This window comes from Embleya sp. NPDC005971 (assembly GCF_040629175.1).
GTDB lineage: Bacteria > Actinomycetota > Actinomycetes > Streptomycetales > Streptomycetaceae > Embleya.
The window spans coordinates 173,510-189,279 of the sequence record NZ_JBEXUX010000011.1; the positions used below are offsets into that span (position 1 = coordinate 173,510).

The 15,770-nt window shown below is 70.2% G+C and carries 13 protein-coding genes and 1 pseudogene; 9 read left to right on the forward strand and 5 right to left on the reverse strand.

The window, feature by feature from the left end; all coding sequences use genetic code 11:
* Nucleotides 1-98 precede the first annotated feature (98 nt).
* Nucleotides 99-683, forward strand: a complete 585-nt coding sequence (locus ABZ374_RS13080; protein WP_360310144.1) for a TetR/AcrR family transcriptional regulator — start codon at nucleotides 99-101, stop codon at nucleotides 681-683.
* Between the two features lie 452 nt (nucleotides 684-1,135).
* Here ABZ374_RS13080 and ABZ374_RS13085 read toward each other — a convergent pair whose 3' ends face one another.
* Nucleotides 1,136-1,825, reverse strand: coding sequence for a hypothetical protein (locus ABZ374_RS13085; RefSeq protein WP_360310146.1), 690 nt, complete (start codon nucleotides 1,823-1,825; stop codon nucleotides 1,136-1,138).
* A 106-nt stretch (nucleotides 1,826-1,931) separates the two neighbouring features.
* Here ABZ374_RS13085 and ABZ374_RS13090 point away from each other — a divergent pair, with 106 nt between their 5' ends.
* Nucleotides 1,932-2,621 (forward strand): pyridoxal-phosphate dependent enzyme, encoded by a 690-nt coding sequence (locus ABZ374_RS13090; protein ID WP_360310148.1) that lies wholly within the window; start codon nucleotides 1,932-1,934, stop codon nucleotides 2,619-2,621.
* On the opposite strand, the gene ABZ374_RS13095 is transcribed toward ABZ374_RS13090, so the two are convergent.
* Complete coding sequence (locus ABZ374_RS13095; RefSeq protein ID WP_360310150.1) at nucleotides 2,518-3,735, reverse strand: PucR family transcriptional regulator; 1,218 nt, start codon at nucleotides 3,733-3,735, stop codon at nucleotides 2,518-2,520. The genes ABZ374_RS13090 and ABZ374_RS13095 overlap by 104 nt on opposite strands.
* Nucleotides 3,736-4,028: 293 nt before the next feature.
* On the opposite strand from ABZ374_RS13095, the gene ABZ374_RS13100 reads away from it, so the two are divergent.
* From ABZ374_RS13100 to ABZ374_RS13115, 4 genes are all read left to right on the forward strand, one after another.
* Nucleotides 4,029-4,502, forward strand: coding sequence for a MarR family transcriptional regulator (locus ABZ374_RS13100; protein ID WP_360310152.1), 474 nt, complete (start codon nucleotides 4,029-4,031; stop codon nucleotides 4,500-4,502).
* A gap of 322 nt (nucleotides 4,503-4,824) precedes the next feature.
* Entirely contained in the window at nucleotides 4,825-5,349 is a 525-nt protein-coding gene (locus ABZ374_RS13105; RefSeq protein ID WP_360310154.1) for a hypothetical protein, read from the forward strand.
* A gap of 469 nt (nucleotides 5,350-5,818) precedes the next feature.
* On the forward strand, nucleotides 5,819-6,514 hold the full coding sequence (locus ABZ374_RS13110) for an ester cyclase (protein ID WP_360310156.1): 696 nt from the start codon (nucleotides 5,819-5,821) through the stop codon (nucleotides 6,512-6,514).
* A 101-nt stretch (nucleotides 6,515-6,615) separates the two neighbouring features.
* Nucleotides 6,616-7,368 (forward strand): hypothetical protein, encoded by a 753-nt coding sequence (locus tag ABZ374_RS13115; RefSeq protein ID WP_360310158.1) that lies wholly within the window; start codon nucleotides 6,616-6,618, stop codon nucleotides 7,366-7,368.
* 221 nt (nucleotides 7,369-7,589) lie between these two features.
* Here the strand turns inward: ABZ374_RS13115 and ABZ374_RS13120 are convergent, their stop codons facing one another.
* Nucleotides 7,590-8,339 carry a hypothetical protein gene (locus ABZ374_RS13120; RefSeq protein WP_360310160.1) on the reverse strand — a complete coding sequence of 250 codons (750 nt, stop codon included), beginning with the start codon at nucleotides 8,337-8,339 and terminating at the stop codon, nucleotides 7,590-7,592.
* Nucleotides 8,340-8,657: 318 nt separating this feature from the next.
* Nucleotides 8,658-9,374 (reverse strand): DUF4232 domain-containing protein, encoded by a 717-nt coding sequence (locus ABZ374_RS13125; RefSeq protein WP_360310162.1) that lies wholly within the window; start codon nucleotides 9,372-9,374, stop codon nucleotides 8,658-8,660.
* 938 nt (nucleotides 9,375-10,312) lie between these two features.
* Here ABZ374_RS13125 and ABZ374_RS13130 point away from each other — a divergent pair.
* Both ABZ374_RS13130 and ABZ374_RS13135 read left to right on the forward strand, forming a co-directional pair.
* Nucleotides 10,313-12,961, forward strand: a complete 2,649-nt coding sequence (locus ABZ374_RS13130; RefSeq protein WP_360310172.1) for a DUF6185 family protein — start codon at nucleotides 10,313-10,315, stop codon at nucleotides 12,959-12,961.
* Between the two features lie 367 nt (nucleotides 12,962-13,328).
* A pseudogene (locus ABZ374_RS13135) lies at nucleotides 13,329-13,756 on the forward strand (transposase); the annotation flags it as partial.
* Nucleotides 13,757-13,870: 114 nt separating this feature from the next.
* Here ABZ374_RS13135 and ABZ374_RS13140 read toward each other — a convergent pair.
* A complete protein-coding gene (locus ABZ374_RS13140; protein WP_360310164.1) occupies nucleotides 13,871-14,353 on the reverse strand; it encodes a hypothetical protein in 483 nt (160 codons plus the stop codon).
* Nucleotides 14,354-14,895: 542 nt separating this feature from the next.
* On the opposite strand from ABZ374_RS13140, the gene ABZ374_RS13145 reads away from it, so the two are divergent.
* Nucleotides 14,896-15,770: hypothetical protein (locus ABZ374_RS13145; RefSeq protein WP_360310166.1), on the forward strand; the 875-nt coding region annotated here is incomplete at its 3' end.

The following is a 15,770-nucleotide window of genomic DNA, read 5'->3' on the forward strand; positions in this document are numbered from 1 at the left end:
TACCAGGATGCTTCTCGGAATCGTAGAAATGTGAGCAGGGGAGGTAGAGTCGGTGGCTAATAGAAGTTAGCGAAATGTTCAGACCTGGGAGTGTGCTCGTGTCCGACTCGCTGCGATCCGAGGCCATCCGTGCCGCCGCGTTGGATCTGTTCACCGAGCGTGGCTACGAGGCGACGACCATGGCGGACATCGGCTCCGCGGTCGGCGTCCGCGGTCCGAGCCTGTACAAGCACGTCTCCTCCAAGCAGGGCCTGCTGGTGCAGATCATCCGCAGCACGATGGAGGACCTGCTCGCCGCGCATCGGGCGGCCGTCGCGACGACGGACGACTGGGCGGAACGACTGCGGCGCGCCACCGAGACCCACGTGCGCTACCACGCCCGGCACCGCCGGGAGGCGTTCGTCGGCACCCGCGAACTCCGCAGTCTCGTGGAGCCCCATCGCGCGGAGGCACTGGCGCAACGCGCCGAATACGAGGCGTGCTTTCGCGACCTGATCACCGCCGGAGTCGACGCCGGTCGGTTCCGGGTCGCGTCCGCGCGCTTGGCCTCCTACGCCATCCTGGATCTGGGCATGGGCGTCGCCGTATGGTTCCGCGAGGACGGCGAGATCACCGAGGAAGCCGTGGCCTGGGAGTACGGCGAGATCGCGCTGCGCATCGTCGGTGCGAACGTGGCCCGATGATCCGGCCGCACCGTGTCGGTCATCGTCGGTGCAGTTCGTTCACCGCCGTGGTGACCTCGTCGAGCACCGCCGGGATCGGGGTGACGCCGAGGCCGGGGCCCGTCGGTACCGTCGGGTGTCCGTCGTGCAGGACGAAGGGCTCGGTGATTCGGCCTCGCCATGCGATGGCCTTTGACCGAGGCGACCAGGGGTGCGAAGCCATCGGCGGTCACGGACTCGGCCGCCGGCAGCGGAGGTACCAGGTGCCGCAGGAGCACGTCTTCGGCGCCCTCGACGTACTCCGAGGGATAGTCGGGTTCGGCCCCGGCGACGCACTCGCTCGCCCCATCCCTCGCCGTGCGAGGTGGACACCTGCACCACCAGTGCCGAACGCTCGTATTCGATGCCCAGGGACGTGCGGAAGGGCGTGACCGGCGGCAGGGAGATGCGGCGCAGGCGGACGTGCTCGATCTTCATCGTCCTTCTCCTCGGGTGAGAACGTAGCCGCAGGCCGCCCGGTCGAAGTCGACCAGCCGGGCTCCCTCGGCCAGCAGGGTGCCCAGGGTGTCGCGGAGGGCCAGGCGCCAGTCACGGGCGACGGCCGGCCGGTGTACGCGGAGCAGGTCTATGTCGGGCGGTACGGCGACCAGGACTGTCGCGTCGCCCGCCCGCCGGGTCACCGGCCGATCGCCGTCGATGTCCAGCAGTGCCCGCGGGGTCGGCCCGGCGGGAGTGGGGGCGGGCCCGGTGTCCTCGTCGCATGCCGCCACGGCTCGCGCGCCGCGCAGATCCCAGCGCAACATCAGCCGATCCGACTCGTCGGCGGAGTTGAGCCCGTCGGACAGGGGACCGTAGTAGTCGGGCAGGTACGTATTCGCCGTGCCACCGAGTTTGTGCAGATTGAAGTGGGCGTTGCGGGCGACGAGCGGGTCGAACGTCCAGGTGATGTGGTCGACGCCGTGCTCCAGGGCGTGCGCCCGCTGATCCAGTTTGAGCGCGTAGCCGACCTCGCGTCCGCGAGCGGAGACGTGGACGCCCGCGATGTGGCTGTGCATTCCGGGCCGGCCGGGCGGTCCCCACAGGCCGACGCACGCGCCGAGAAGCCGGTCGTCGCCGTCCGCCTCGTCGAACGCGCCCGCCACGTAACTGCCCGCGTCCGCCATCGCCTTGACGACGTCGCCGGCGAGGGGCGGGCGGTCCGGGTCCGCCTGCCACGCCGAAGGACACGACCGGATCGTCGTGGGCTCGTGCGGCAGTTACGGGCGGGCGATGGCGACGGCGTGTGCGGCGGCGGGCCTGCGCTGCACCGTGGTACTGCCCGCCGAATGGAGCGACGGCGGCGCCGCCGCGGCGACCGCCGGGGCGGACATCCGTCTCGTGCACGGTGTCTATGAGGACGCCGTCGACGAATCCCACCGCGTGGCCGACACGTTGGGGGCGCTCGACGGCAATGTCGACGGCCCCTGCAAGGACACGATCCTGGCGGGCCACGGGCATGTCGTCGACGCCCTGCACCGAGAACTGGGCGGCGCTCCGGCCGCCCTGTGGATCCCGGTCGGCAACGGCACGACGACCGTCGCCGCCCACCACCGAGCCCGCCTCCTGGACTGGCCCGTGGCCCTGCACGCCGTCGGCTCGTCCGGCAACAACCCGATCGTGACGAGCCGGCCGGGCCCCTACCGCACGCTGCCGAGCCACGACGTGGTCACGACGGAGCACAACGAGCCCCTGGTCAACTGGCACGCCCTGCACGGCCCCGAGGCCCTGACCGCGATAGCCGACTCGGGCGGCGCGGTGCACGCGGCGGACGACGACGAACTCCTCGCCGCCCAGGCCCGGCTGGGCCGATACGGAGTCAACCCCAACGCAGCGGGCTCGGCAGCACTCGCCGGGCTGCTGGCCCACGCCGAGGGCACGCCGGTCGGCGGGAACCAAATCGTCCTGCTGACCGGCCGCTGAGCGGCGCGGCAGCGGACCAGTCGCGCAGGGGTTGCGCACGATCGACGCGTCGGGCCGCGTCGAGATCGGTGGCCAACAGCGCGACGGCGGCGACGTCCGCGTACGCGGTCGCATACCTGGGAACCCGCCCGGCCTCCCGCCGCAGTCGCTCCACCCGCTCCCCGCGCTCGGCCTCGCGGTGAGAGCGACAAAAGCCCACGACGCCGTCGACCGGGGTGCCGAAGGCCGCGTGCACCTGCTGCCGCGACAGTGCCTCCACGACGGTCTCCCACGAACCGGCCCGGCGCGTGCCGCCCGCAGGCACAGCGCCCCATGCCCACAACCGCCCCGAGGCCACGGGTACGACCAGCGTCGCGGTGGCCCCCCGGGCTCGGAGCACGGCGATCGCCGCCGCCTGCAGCGTGGAGCTGCCGTTCGGCGAGTCCGACCACACCACCACCGCCTCGTGGGTGCGCCGCAGGTCGTAGCCGAGCGCAGGCGACGCCTCGCCGACGTCCGTCGTCGCGGCGTCACTCAATAGGGAACGCACGATGTCGGCCCGTGCCGCGGCCGCGCTGGTGCTCCATACCTCGTGCTCGACGAGGTAGGCACGAATCATGGTGTCGGCGAGCTTGTCGACGTAGGAGAACAGCTCGCGGGAGATCGCCGTGACCTCTTCGACCGCCGCCTCCGGGTCGACCAGTTCGGCACCGGCCCGCAGGAGCGCCTCGGTCGTTGCCGCGTGTCCGATCCGAACGCCCCGCAACACCTGTTCGAGCGGTACGGCCCGGTGGACGAACTCGCGGATGCCCTCCAGGGTCGCCTCGGCGGTGGGCGGGGCGGCGCCCGGGCCTTCCACGAGAGTGAACAGTGCCCGCAGGGTGGTCGCTTCATTGCCGCGGCGGAGCAGCTCGACCGCGGCCGGGCTGCCACCCAGGGCCGGCACCTCGTCGACGATCCGCCGCACGACCACGGAACCGAGTTCGATCGCCCAGCACACGGGGTCCTCTCCGACGCGCGCGACGGCGTCCTCGACGATCGCGCGCGGGCACGCCGCTCGGTCGAGGTCGACCTCACCCTGCGGGCTCAGCCGTGCGATCCAGGCCCGCCGCGGCTTCCGACCGGTCTCGGTCACATCGCCCTCCCTCGGGTCACGACGTCGTGACAGGGCCACCCGGGTCGACATAGGGAACCGGCGCAGGGGCGAGGCGGGTTCGCGTTCACGGTCGCGTTACCGCCGACCGACGCTCGAACCCGCCCACCGGCACGGACGGTCATGAAGGCCGGGCGGCTCGTGGTGGTCGTCGGAACCCCTCGTCAACTTGCCTCGGCAAGCATTTTCACTTGCCGAGGCAAGTTGAAAGATAGCCGGCTGAGAGTTGCCCAGGCAAGTCAATGCGAGTTGCCCGGGCAAGTAGGATGGGGCTCATGGACACCCAGTCGCCCTGGCTCGACGACGACCAGCAGGACCTGTGGCAGGCGCTGCTCACGGTCGTCGTCGCCCTCCCCGCGGCCCTCGACCGCCAACTCCAGCGGGACGCGGGCATCTCCAACTTCGAGTACGGCGTGCTGGCCCGGCTGTCCGCGGCCGACGAGGCCACGATGCGGCTCAGCGACCTGGCCCGGGTCTGCGACAGCACCCAGCCCCGCCTGTCGAAGACGATGGACCGCTTCGAAACCCGCGACTGGGTCGCCCGCCGACCCGACCCCGGCGACGGCCGCTACACCCTCGCCACCCTGACCGACACCGGCCGGCACAAACTCGTCGAAAGCGCCCCGGAACACGTCGCCCAGGTGAAGCGGCTCGTCTTCGACCCCCTCACCGCCGCGCAACGCCGCCACCTGGAGACCGCACTCACCCGCATCGCCGCCACCGTGCGCCGGGAACTCGAAGGAGGCTGAACGCCGTCCGCGGGCGGGGCCTTCCGTCCGCTCTGCGACGCCGGTGCCGCGGTGCACGGAGAAGGTGCGGCCCTCGGCGGCGGTGTGGCCATACGCCGTGACGAAGCCGCCCTCCATCCGGACCGGGCGTTGATGAGCCGGCCGGCGGTGCCATCGGCGCCGACGCGGCAGTTTGCCCGCCGTTCGGCCCGGGAGCCGACGGGCCGCCGTCGTCACGGTTCGAGGTCGACGACCCCCTTGCCGCCCGGCACGTCCAGCGGCACGGAGACCTGGTCGTTGCCACGCGAACTCCCATGACAGTGCCCGGCGTTACCGTGCGCCCATGACAACTCCCGACGGCGGCATGCCGTTCCACGACCGCTACCGGTGCGACTACATCGTCAGCCCGGGGCCCGGGTCCACCCCTTCCTTCCAGGAGTACGTACGACTCGCCCGGCAGGGCGGACCGGAGACCGTGTCCAGCCTCCTCGCCGACAGCGGGGGCAAGGAAGAAGACCTCGACGAACTGGTCTACAAGCTGTTGTGCGTGGCCTCCGACTTCGGCCACGAGGAAGCCGCGGACCTCATCGACGACCTGTTGGAGACGTCCTCGCTCCGCCACGACGACGACGGCTTCGTCCAGGGCAACGCCCACTTCGAGTTGGCCTTGGCGTACCTGCGCGGAAGCGACGGCCTCCCGGCGGACCCCGAGAAGGCCCGCGAGCACCTCGGCACGGCCCGCGACTGCCACTGGCCGTTGGGCGCCGACGGCGGCGAGACCCTCCTTGCCGCCGCCCGAGCCGTCCTGTCACCACCCCAACGCGTCGTCTTCGACGGGATATACGGCGCGGACCGACCCGGCAGCTGACCACCCGGGCCGACGTCGGCGGCGTCTGCCACCGTGACCGACATGTCCGAGAAGGGACAGCGGGGAACGGCACGTTGACCGCACCCCGGACCGGATCCGTGCCCGACCCGGTATCCGGTCCGGGGCGGTAGGCGGCAGGCTCTGTTGCGAGCGGTACCGGGGACGGCAGCATCGAGCGGGGGTCGGTCCGGCGATGGGGGCGCGCCGGACGGTGGAGGGTCGGGCGTGGCTCGGCGGCGGATCCGGACGGCGGTCGGCCTCGGTGTATCGCCCGGGTGCGCGGTCGCCCGATCGGATCAGGATCCGGGTCCGGCGCGTCGCGGACGCGGGGGTCGGTGGCTGGGCGCCGGGGTCGGGGGAGGCCCGAAACCCGCAGCCGTCCGACCCCTCCCGAAGCAACTCACCACGTCCCCGGGAACGAGGCATAAGGTGGTATTGGCGGCAGCCCGAGAGTTTCTGGAGGCACGCCGTGACGTTCGTTCAACTCATCGAATGCAAGACCGGCAGGGTCGACGACATGAACCGGCTCATGGACACATGGGTCGAGCAGACGAAGGGCAAGCGGACCGCGACGCACGCGATCGTGGGTCGGGACAGGTCCGACGCGACGCACATCGTCGAAATGGTCGAGTTCCCGTCGTACGAGGAAGCGCAACGCAACTCGTCACTCCCCGAGACCAACCGGATTTTCGAGGAGATGGTCGCGCTGTGCGACGAACCGCCGACGTTCACCGACCTCGACGTGTTGCGTGACGAACAGCTCAACAAGCAGAGCGCGCTGCGCCTCTTCGAGGAGGTCATCGCCAAGGGAGACCTGGGTCGACTCGACGAGCTCTTCGCGGCCGACTATCACGATCACGACGTCGCCAACGACGAGGACACCCGCGGCGTCGACGGCATCCGCCGGGAGATCGAGGGCTACCGGGCGGCGTTCGACTTCGAGTTCACCGTGGACAGCGCGCTGGCGGACGGCGACGAAGTCGCGGTCCGGTGGAGCTGGGTGGGCAGGCACATCGGCGAGTTCGGTGGCATAGCGCCGACGAACGAGAACGTCTCGTTCACCGGCATCACGAACTTCCATTTCCGTGACGGCAAGATCGTGGAAGGCTGGTGGAACTGGGACAACCTCGCGATGCTTCGCCAGGTCGGCGCGATCACGCCGTAGCGCCGGCTCCTCCGGCCACGGTCGCTTCGGAGCCCGTCGGCGGCCGGGTCTGGGACGACGACGGCAGCGGCGCGCAGGACTGTCTCGCCTGCTGGAACCGAGTGGCCTCACCGACCGGCCAGAGCGGCTGGACCGACCCGCACACCACGCTGATGGCGGTCAACTCCTACCGCACCGCGAACAACTACGACACCACAGCCCCCACCGACACCGTGTACGTGCTGCAACTGCCGATACTCGACGAGAGCACGGGGAACGTCGCGCAGGTGCCGGCGCCGACCAGCGCCGCCGAACCGCCCGAGTACACCGATCCGGTCACCGACCACCGGGTGATCGTGCCGTGCAACGCGATCCACGACCCCGGTATGACCGCCGCCCAGCAGGTCGCCGACACGCCCTTCCACACCCTGGAACGTCAGGTCCGTTACCACCGGGTGCTCTTTCGCGACAACACCACGGGCGGCACCGACCAGGACCCCTACGAGGACGTCACCGTGGGCATCTCACAGGACCGGAGCAGCACCTTCTCCGCCGACTACAACGTCGACGTCGGGTTCTCCCTCGGTGTGTCGATCGGCTCGGACGACCGGGGCAGCATCGGTGGCGAACTCGCCGCGAACTACGGCATCGGGCTGGGCTACGCCACCACCACCGACGTCGGTGTGATGCAGGCGACCACCAAGCACATGGACCTGCACGTACCGGCCCACACGTCCGGCGCCCTGTGGGCCCAGAGCCACCGGATCAGCCCGCGCCGCATGAACGGCGACTCGGTCGACGTGAACGACGGCCTCGCCTTCGACCTCAACGACGTCACCGTCTCCAGCACCTACCCGCCGGAACCCACCGGCTGAACCACGCCCGGTCCCGGAACCGGCGCGGGCCCCGAGGGCCCGACCTCCCCGGGGCCCGCGCCGCGGTCTCCGGTCGTCTCGTTCCCCACGCCGACCACCCGTCGTGCGCGTCGAGTCGCCGAACACACCGGCGGGAATCCGAGCCGCGCTGCCCGAGGATCGGCGTGCGGCGTGCGGCGTGCGGCGTTCGACGCGGAGATGCACGCCACGCCTCGTTCGCGTCAGCTGCCCGGGTGGTCCTTGACGTACCGGGCCCACTTGCGTTCGAACGCGGCTCGGTCCAAGCCCGTTGCGGCGGTGAGCGCGGCGTCGAGGCGACTCGCGTCGCGATAGACCTCGGCGACGAACGTGTGGGCCTTGCCCGTGCCGAACTCTTCGGCCAGGAAGCGGATCGCCTGCATCGACAGGTGGTAGTTGATCGACGACGTCGCGGGGTCGGCGCTGTGGATCTCGCCGTCGGTGGGGAGCCTGCCGGTGAATCCGCCGTCCTTGACGTGCGCGCGTGCGGTCGGGTTGTACATGTTCGCCATCCGGGGGTCGGACCACGGCAGCGACTCGGCGAATCCCTCCGCGACCCAACTCACGTGCTCGGTCCACGCGGGGGCGAATCCGGCAACCATCGCGTGACCCAGTTCGTGTTCGACGATCGACTTGAATATCGCGTCGTCGGAGGTGGCGAACCCCTTCCCCGCGCCGTCCACGACGACGCGACATCCTGCCTGTCGGGTCTGTTTGCCCTCGGTCGAGGTGAGGGGGGCCAGGCCCACGCACACGCCCGCCGCGGGGCCGCGCCCCTTGGTCGTCGCGATCTCGTCGAAGGTACGTCGATCGGGCGTTATGTAGACGACGAAGCGATCGACCGGCAGTCGCGGGCCGCGCCACGCATCGAGATCGCGCCGGGCCGCGGCCTCCGCCTTGTCGGCCCAGGTCGCCGGCTCGGCCTTGTTCGCGACGGCCGCGACGAGGACCACATGCGGGCGCCTGTGTACTCCTCGTCGACGCGCCACACACGGGTCCGGGCGGCCATCTCGGGTGTCATCGTCCTCAGGGGTCCCCGGGCTCGTGTGTCATGCCGTCGACCCTGGGTACACCCCGGCGGTGGGTGATCGTCGGAATACGTGCTGACCCGCCCGAGCTTCGCGGGTGGGGCTGCGTTCGTGCTCGTCGGCGTCGGCGAACGTCGGATGTCGGTCCCGCGAACCTGTCGGGTTCGCGGGACCGTTCGCGGTTTGCGTGTGGGGATCAGTCGACGAGGTCCACATGGCTCTGGCTGTGCCGGGTGGTGTGGGTCAGCCGCCTTGGCCGGCGCTGCCGATGGGGCCGACGTTGATGGGGGAGCCGGTGCCGTCGACGACGGGGACGGTGGGGGTGCCGGGCCAGGTGAGGGTGATGGTCTTGGTTTCGCCGGGCGGGGTGACCTGGAGGCCGGTGACCTTGACGCCGTGGTCGCCGGTGGCGCCGCTGGGGTAGGTGACTCCGAAGGAGACGGATGTGTTGCTCTTGAGGGTGAAGGGGTCGGCGGGGGCGCCGATGCGCTTTGCGGAGAGGGGGCCCTTGGCGGTCTGGAGGTCGACGCCGGCGAAGCCGGACATGGTGCAGTTGTGGCCGATGTTCTTGAGGGTGACGGCGACGGTGAGTTCGTTGTCGCCGCCGATGGTGGCGTCCTGTGCGGTGGCCCGGAGGTCGTCGGTGCGGCACTTGCCGATCGAGGTGTCGTCGCCGCCGCCCCCGCCGCCTGTGGTGGTCGTGCCCTGTCCGCCGGAGGTCTTCCCGGGGGAGACCTTCCCGGCGGGTTCGGTCCCGCCTCCGCTGCCTCCCGGGGTGCCGCCCGTGGTGCCGCCGGTGGTCGACGCGGCGGGTGGGGCGGCGGGCGGGGCGGCGGGCGAGGAGCCCCGGGCGGCCCCGGTGTCGGAGTTCGAGTCCGTGTCCTGGCATGCCGTCGTCATCATCGCGCCGCCGAGGACGGCGGCGGAGAGGAGGAGGGCGGTGCGACGGTTGCGGAACATGAACGACCCCTTGGTGTCCGGTGGTTGGAGCCGAAACGCTCTCGGCTCCTCGGTGCCTGCCCGACCGACTATGGTCGGCCGGCCGGCCCGGGCGATACCCGAGTCGTCGCACCACGACACCGCTGTCGCCAACCGGTGACATGGTCACGAGAAGGAACGCCAACGACCCGGACCCGCCCCGCCCCACTCCCTGACGACACCACGTTCGCCCTGGTCACAGCCGTCCCGGCCGCCCAGGCGGACGGTGTTACAACGGCCCCGCCGGCCGCCGACCCGACCACCGGACCCGTCCACGGCTCGGCAACACGCCGCCCCACCACACGTGTTCCGGACGACTGGCGGCCCGACGGCCTCTCGTCGTCGGCGTCCCGGGCCGGGTTGGGCTCTCACCCGTGACCGACGGTGGGAGTCCCGGGCGAGGGCGGGGTGTGTGGCGGCGTGCCGTGGATCGACGTCGTGCGGGTGTGGCGATTCGGGGGGCGAAATGGGCGTCGACGTCCAGGCGTTGCACGGGCCCTGGAGCGATTCGTTGCGGGAAGCGTGGAGTTGTGGAGCCGCTGGGGGAGTACTGGTCGGAGCGACGGCGGTCGTCGGGTCGACACGGTGCGAACCGGTGTGCCTGATCACGCAACCGGGCGTTGAGTTCGTCGACGGCTCGGAGCGACTCCTGCCCGTTCACTCCGCCCCGAGCCCTCATTGTTCCACCCGGTGGACCGCGATGCTCGAACGCCAGACCTCTGGCCACGCGAGCTTCGTACTCCCACGACGACGAAGGCCCCTCGCGGATTGACGGTTTCACGGAAATCGCCGACGACCCGGTCTGCCGTGTCCCTCGACATCCCTACACCGAAGTCGGTCAAGAAGGTGCCATGTCGCGACGGCGATCATGCGCGTCGCGCTACAACGGGTGCCCGCGCCACCCGACGGATCGAGACATGATGTGGGCAGGCCCGCTCCGGCGGCTCGTTACGGTCGCATCGGGGCTTCTGCTCGCGGCGGTAGCGCTTCCCCTCCTTGCCGCACCCGCACCCGCACCCGCACTCGCAGGCGCGGCCGAACCCGACGGAAACGGCTGCGCGGCGTGGATGCTCGGCGAGGCACAAGTGTCCTCGTCGGTGCGAATACGACACGACGGGCAGGACTACTCGAGTGCCACCAGCACGACGAGCATTCGGATCCCGCGGACATGGGAGCGCGCGGGGGATCTCCTGCTCGACAGCGCCTCCCCACGCTACCGATCCGCCATGCGCTGCCTGCTGCTTCGACCCGACGACTTCCGGTGGGCGCGCCCGGCCGAACAACGAAGCCGGAAACCTACAGTCGCCGTCGAGGGGCCGTGGATCCACGTCGAGGACAGCGTCAGCACATGGATCTACGACGGACAGGTCCACGGCTTCGGTCCCTGGCGCATCGAACCGGGCATCAGGTGGTGGACGCTCGTGCTGGATCGGCCACCGGCGCTTGCGGGTTCGTGGTGGCAGAACGTACGCGTGAACCTGGGCGGACGGCCGGCCCGAGCCATCTCCCCCACACCCGATTCCGGCTCGCCGACCGAACTGGTGTGGAGCGCCGAAACAGGGGAGGGGGCGCCGCAGGTACGTATACGGCTGAGCCCTCCGGCCACGAAAGCCCTCGCGGCCCGATGGAGCCGATACCCGTGGACCATCTACAGCGCCGTCGGCTGGTACGCCTGGGAGGCCGCCCTGGTCGTCCTGACCCTGGTCGCCGCCCGGCGCTTACGCAAGGATCCCCTGCCGCCCGCGCCGACGGCGGCGCAGACCGCGAGCCTGCGAGCCCTCCTCCAGTGGTCCGGCCTGGCCCTCGCGCTCAGCCTGGTCCTCCTGGTGAGCAGCAACGCCTACGCCGCCGCCGAGTCACTCACCGACACGAGTTACTGGACGAACCACCGCGGCAACCACCAATTGCTCCTGTCGGCGCTGCTCGGCCTGCTGTTGTGCCGGTTCGCCGGGCCCGCGATCGGTGCCCGCGCGGCCGTACGGGGCGCCGCCGTTACGGTCGCCGCCGTCGCGTTGCTGCCCGGGGCCTTCGGCCTGCCACCGTCTTTGTCGACGGGCCCGAGCGCCTCCGGCGAACCGCCCCACCGGGTCGGCACCCACGGCCTCGTCGCGCTGGGCATCGCGTGCGCGTGCGTCGTCTTCATCTGGCTGGTCGGTCTCACCGCGAGCGCCCTGCGCCTGTGGCGAACACCGACCGGCCCGAGCGCGGGCAATCCGGTCTCCTTCAAAGGCGCGATCCTCGGCACGCTCGGCGTCGTCTCCCTCGTCATCCCCACCGCGAGCGTGTGGGCCGCGGAACAGCGCCGGCGACGCGACACCTGGTTGAGCGGAACCGGCGACGCCTACAACGCCCTCCACCGAGGTGCCCTCCTCGACGATCTGACCCGGCTCGCGTCGGATTGGCCCGACGAGGTGCGCCCGAGCCTGTGGTGGTGGTCGACCTTCGCGCTGTTCGCGGTGATGCGCTCGCGCACGCAGGCCCCCGGCGCGTCCACGATGGCCCCTCGCGGGTCGGAACGCTTCGCCATACGAGTGCTGTTCCTCCTGGTGGTGGCCCCGGTCATCGGTTCCTACGCGGGTGTGCCGTTGCCGCTGCTGTCCCTGCTCCTGACCTGGGCGGGTCTGTCCGCGCTGCTCGCGTTCGGCGAACGACACTCGATCCTCGCCCGAGAGATTCTCCCGCACACATCCCTTCACGCCGTAGTCGACGAGACCCACCGACGGCGCATGATCGAGTCCGCACGCCGGCAACGCGAACTGCACGCCCGGCTGCGCCGTCTCGAACAGGGCCAGGACGACAGTCGACGACTGGTTCTCGAACGCGAGCTGGACCGCCTGCATCGCTGGCCCACACCCACACCCACGCCCCCCACCTCCGGCGGGCCCCGACGTTCCCCACTCCCGGCCTCCGTATCGCCGGTCGACATCGCGCTGTCCTGGGGCCCCCGCCCGACCTGGTGGGGCAACGCCCGCCGTGCCTCGTTCTTCGCGGGCATGACCGGCATCCCGGCCACAGCCGTGATGTTCTGGGCCGAGAGAATCAAGGGCGATCTCCGAACGAACCTCACATACGATCGCCACGCCCTGCTCGATTCGATCACGGACCTGGCCTCCTGGCAGGTCACCTGGGCCGGGGCGGGGTTCGTCCTCGGCGCCCTGTGGCGGATCCTGCCCGGACGGCGCGGACCGATGCGCGCGCTCTGCCTGTCCGCGGTTTACGCCCTCCCCGTCCTTTTCGACCGCATGCTCAACACGGCCTTCCACCAGGCAGTCGGAAACCTCACGCTCGCGACCGCCCTATTGCTGCTGATCCTGACCGTCACCGGCATAGCCATGGACATCGACACCTTCCGCGTCGAACGCAGGTATTGGCCCACCCGAGCGGGACTGCTGCTCTCGCTCTACCAATTGCGTACGGCGTCGATCCAGATCGCCTTCCTCATCGCCCAACTCGCGGCCATCCTGTCGATTTGGCAGCAGGTACGGCACGGCTCGCCCGCAGCCCCGGAGCCCGACCCACTCGACGGAACGGGCGCGCCCGCCCCGGCCGCACCCGGCGCCGGCGGCTGAGACCCTGCCGAGTACCCGACGATGCGCACCTGGCTGTTCCGACTCGACAGGAGAGAGTCCAGCACCGAGGAACCTGCGGTCGAAAGCCCGCCGCTGAGCCGGGAGTCAGGCGGCCGCAGGTGTTCCGGGCCTCGGCCGGTGAGCCGACCCGCCAACTCGTCGCACCGGTGTCCCGTCGAGACCGACCACGCCCTCGAAGTAGCCGGCCTCGACCCGCGCGCCCGCGCCCCCGCGCGCCGCCGCCAGCGCCGACACCACGGCGCCCCGGGGCAGTTGCGCGCTCGGAGAGCTTGGTTTCCTGTCGGGCTTTCCTGAGATCCGCCGGTTGATCACCGCCACCGTCGCCCCGTACGCCGCCCTGTTCCTCTACGACGCCGCCAGAAAGATCAATGGCCGCAAGCGGCACCTGGTCGTCGACACGCGTGGGCTTCCCTCGCCGGTCATGGTCACCAGGGCCGACCTGAGCGACCGCGACGCCGCCGAGAAAATGTTGTTCAGGCTCGGGTTGATGCACCCCGAGATCACCATCGTCCGGGCGGACTCCGCGTACGCCGGCGCCCTCATCGAGTGGGCGACGGCCCACCTGAGGTTGACGATCAAGACCGTCAGTCGGCCCAGGAACGCGGTCGGTTTCGTCCTGTTGCCCCGCCGATGGGTGGTCGAAAGGTCGCTGGGGCCGGATCATGCACGCCCGCCGACGCGGGGGACTACGAGAGGCTGCCTCGGCACAGCGAGGCTTTGATCACGTGGGCCGCCATTACCCTCATGACGAGGAGGTTGGCCCGGCCCGGCCCGATCAAGGATCGTTCCTCTTGCGCCGACGCCCCTCATGCCACATGAAGATCGCGATCGGGACGATCACGATGGGGCCGATGGTTGCCGCGGATCGTCCCTACGTTCTCGAACTGCCTACCGGAGCGCGCCCTGGCGGGGCCCACCCGGGACAGGTGCCTCCCGGCGGGCGGCCGCGAGGATGAACATCGTCACTGCGGCGAGCCCGGGACCGTACGCACCGAGGGTCAGATACCTGGGGATTTCGTCGGCGCGGAAGCCGCCTCCGTCCGGGGCGGTGCACGTGAAGCCGAACGGCAGGATGCTGCCTTCGATGCCGTTGACGTGCCTCGACTTGTCCGCTCCGCCCGCGCGGATGCAGGCCTGGGGCGGGCTGGAATTCGTGCCGCCGTCGGTGGAATCCAGGATCGCAAATCCGACCGCCAGGAAGCCTACGGTGAAGAACGCCGCTGCGACGGCGCCTGTGAGAGAGGCGGCACCGAAGAGTACGTTCCGCTTGCCGGGTCTGCCGGCGGCATGGCGGATAAGAGTGGAAAGTCCGGTGACGGCAAGAATGAGGGAGGTGAAGGCAGCGATGAGTGCGAGAAGTAGATAGCCCATCAGTTGCACCGCGCCGGTGCCGACGATTCCATGTTCATCATGAAGCGATGCTAGGGGACCTTGCCACCTGCGGTTCCCCGCGCGACGGGAACTTCCGCTCTCGTTCCTTAAGTTCGTACAAGCGGATTCCTCAACCGGAACCAACACATACGCGCCACCGTCGACTTGCCAAGGCGCCTTTTCGGTAGTGAAACTGCCGTCGCTTCACCCAGGCAATCCTCGCCACGTCGGATGGTTGGGGAAGCGTTGATTCCTCCGGCGTCGCCGACTGCATCAGGCATTGCCATGATCGCCATCCAGAAACAGGTACATACAGTGGTACCTGGTAGTGAGATTGGTCCGGGCATGACGACCGGAGGGGAATTCTCGCTGGACGGCACCGAGGCGGACCTGCGCGAGAATGAGTCCGACATGGACCGGATCCGTGCCGACCTCGCCGCTGTGACCGGCATTGCGGCGGTCACCGACTTTGCCGATACGGTGCCGTATCACCTGCTGTTCACGTTGCCGCGGGGGCATGCGGGCGCACCGAGGGGATCGATATGGCGACGATTACGGTGGACGTGGCGGTTCCCGACGCGCTGCGGCCGGTCGTGGATGTGGCAGCGTTGCCGGCGGCCCTCGGTGAGGCGGGGCCGGTGTGGCTGGTGTTGTCCGAGGGCGGACGGCTGGCGCGGTGGACGCCGACGACCGGCGAGGTGCGGGAGGTGGCCCGGTATCGGGAGGAGAGGGCGGCGTGCGAAGACGGTGGCGGCGTTCGACTGCGGCTTCATGTGTCTCGATGTGGTCGTTGGGCGGCGGTGGTTCAAGATCGCGGTCGGTACGGCACCGTCGTCGATCTCACCACCGGTTCGCCGGCGTTGAAGTTGGACGGCGGGGGTTACTGCTGTGAAACCGTGCCGTTCGCGTTGGCGTTCGCCGAACACGGTGGCCGGCCGGTTGTCGTCCATCGCACCGACTGGAACCGGTTGGATGTCACCGATCTCGCGTCCGGCGAGGTGCTTACGGCGCGGGACAGCCGGGATGGGGGCGAGGACGATGCGGAGTACGACCTCGATTACTTCCACGGCGCGCTGTCGCTTAGTCCTGACGGGACTCGTGTCTACGACGGTGGTTGGGTGTGGCAGCCGTGGGGGATGCCGGCGGTGTGGAGCCTGACCGCCTGGCTGCGCGAGAATCCGTACGAGTCCGAGGACGGGCCCAGCCGTGCGGTGTATCCCGAGGTCTCGGAGTGGAACCGGCCGGTGGTGTGGATCGACGACGGGCGGATCGCGGTGTACGACGGGGGCGATGCCGGCAGTGGTACCGTCCACGTCCTCGACCCCACCTCGATCGAACTGCGCTCGGCGGGCGTCCGGTGGATCAAGGCGGTCGCGACGTTCCCCTGGTCGGTCGGCGATTTCGGCTTTTTCACCGA

Bases quoted from the DNA above. Each gene is read 5' to 3' on its own strand.
- ABZ374_RS13105 (WP_360310154.1), top strand. From the start codon at position 4,825: ATGACAACTCCCGACGGCGGCATGCCGTTCCACGACCGCTACCGGTGC.
- ABZ374_RS13130 (WP_360310172.1), top strand. From the start codon at position 10,313: ATGTGGGCAGGCCCGCTCCGGCGGCTCGTTACGGTCGCATCGGGGCTT.
- ABZ374_RS13090 (WP_360310148.1), top strand. From the start codon at position 1,932: ATGGCGACGGCGTGTGCGGCGGCGGGCCTGCGCTGCACCGTGGTACTG.
- ABZ374_RS13085 (WP_360310146.1), bottom strand. From the start codon at position 1,825: ATGGCGGACGCGGGCAGTTACGTGGCGGGCGCGTTCGACGAGGCGGAC.
- ABZ374_RS13100 (WP_360310152.1), top strand. From the start codon at position 4,029: ATGGACACCCAGTCGCCCTGGCTCGACGACGACCAGCAGGACCTGTGG.
- ABZ374_RS13125 (WP_360310162.1), bottom strand. From the start codon at position 9,374: ATGTTCCGCAACCGTCGCACCGCCCTCCTCCTCTCCGCCGCCGTCCTC.
- ABZ374_RS13140 (WP_360310164.1), bottom strand. From the start codon at position 14,353: ATGGGCTATCTACTTCTCGCACTCATCGCTGCCTTCACCTCCCTCATT.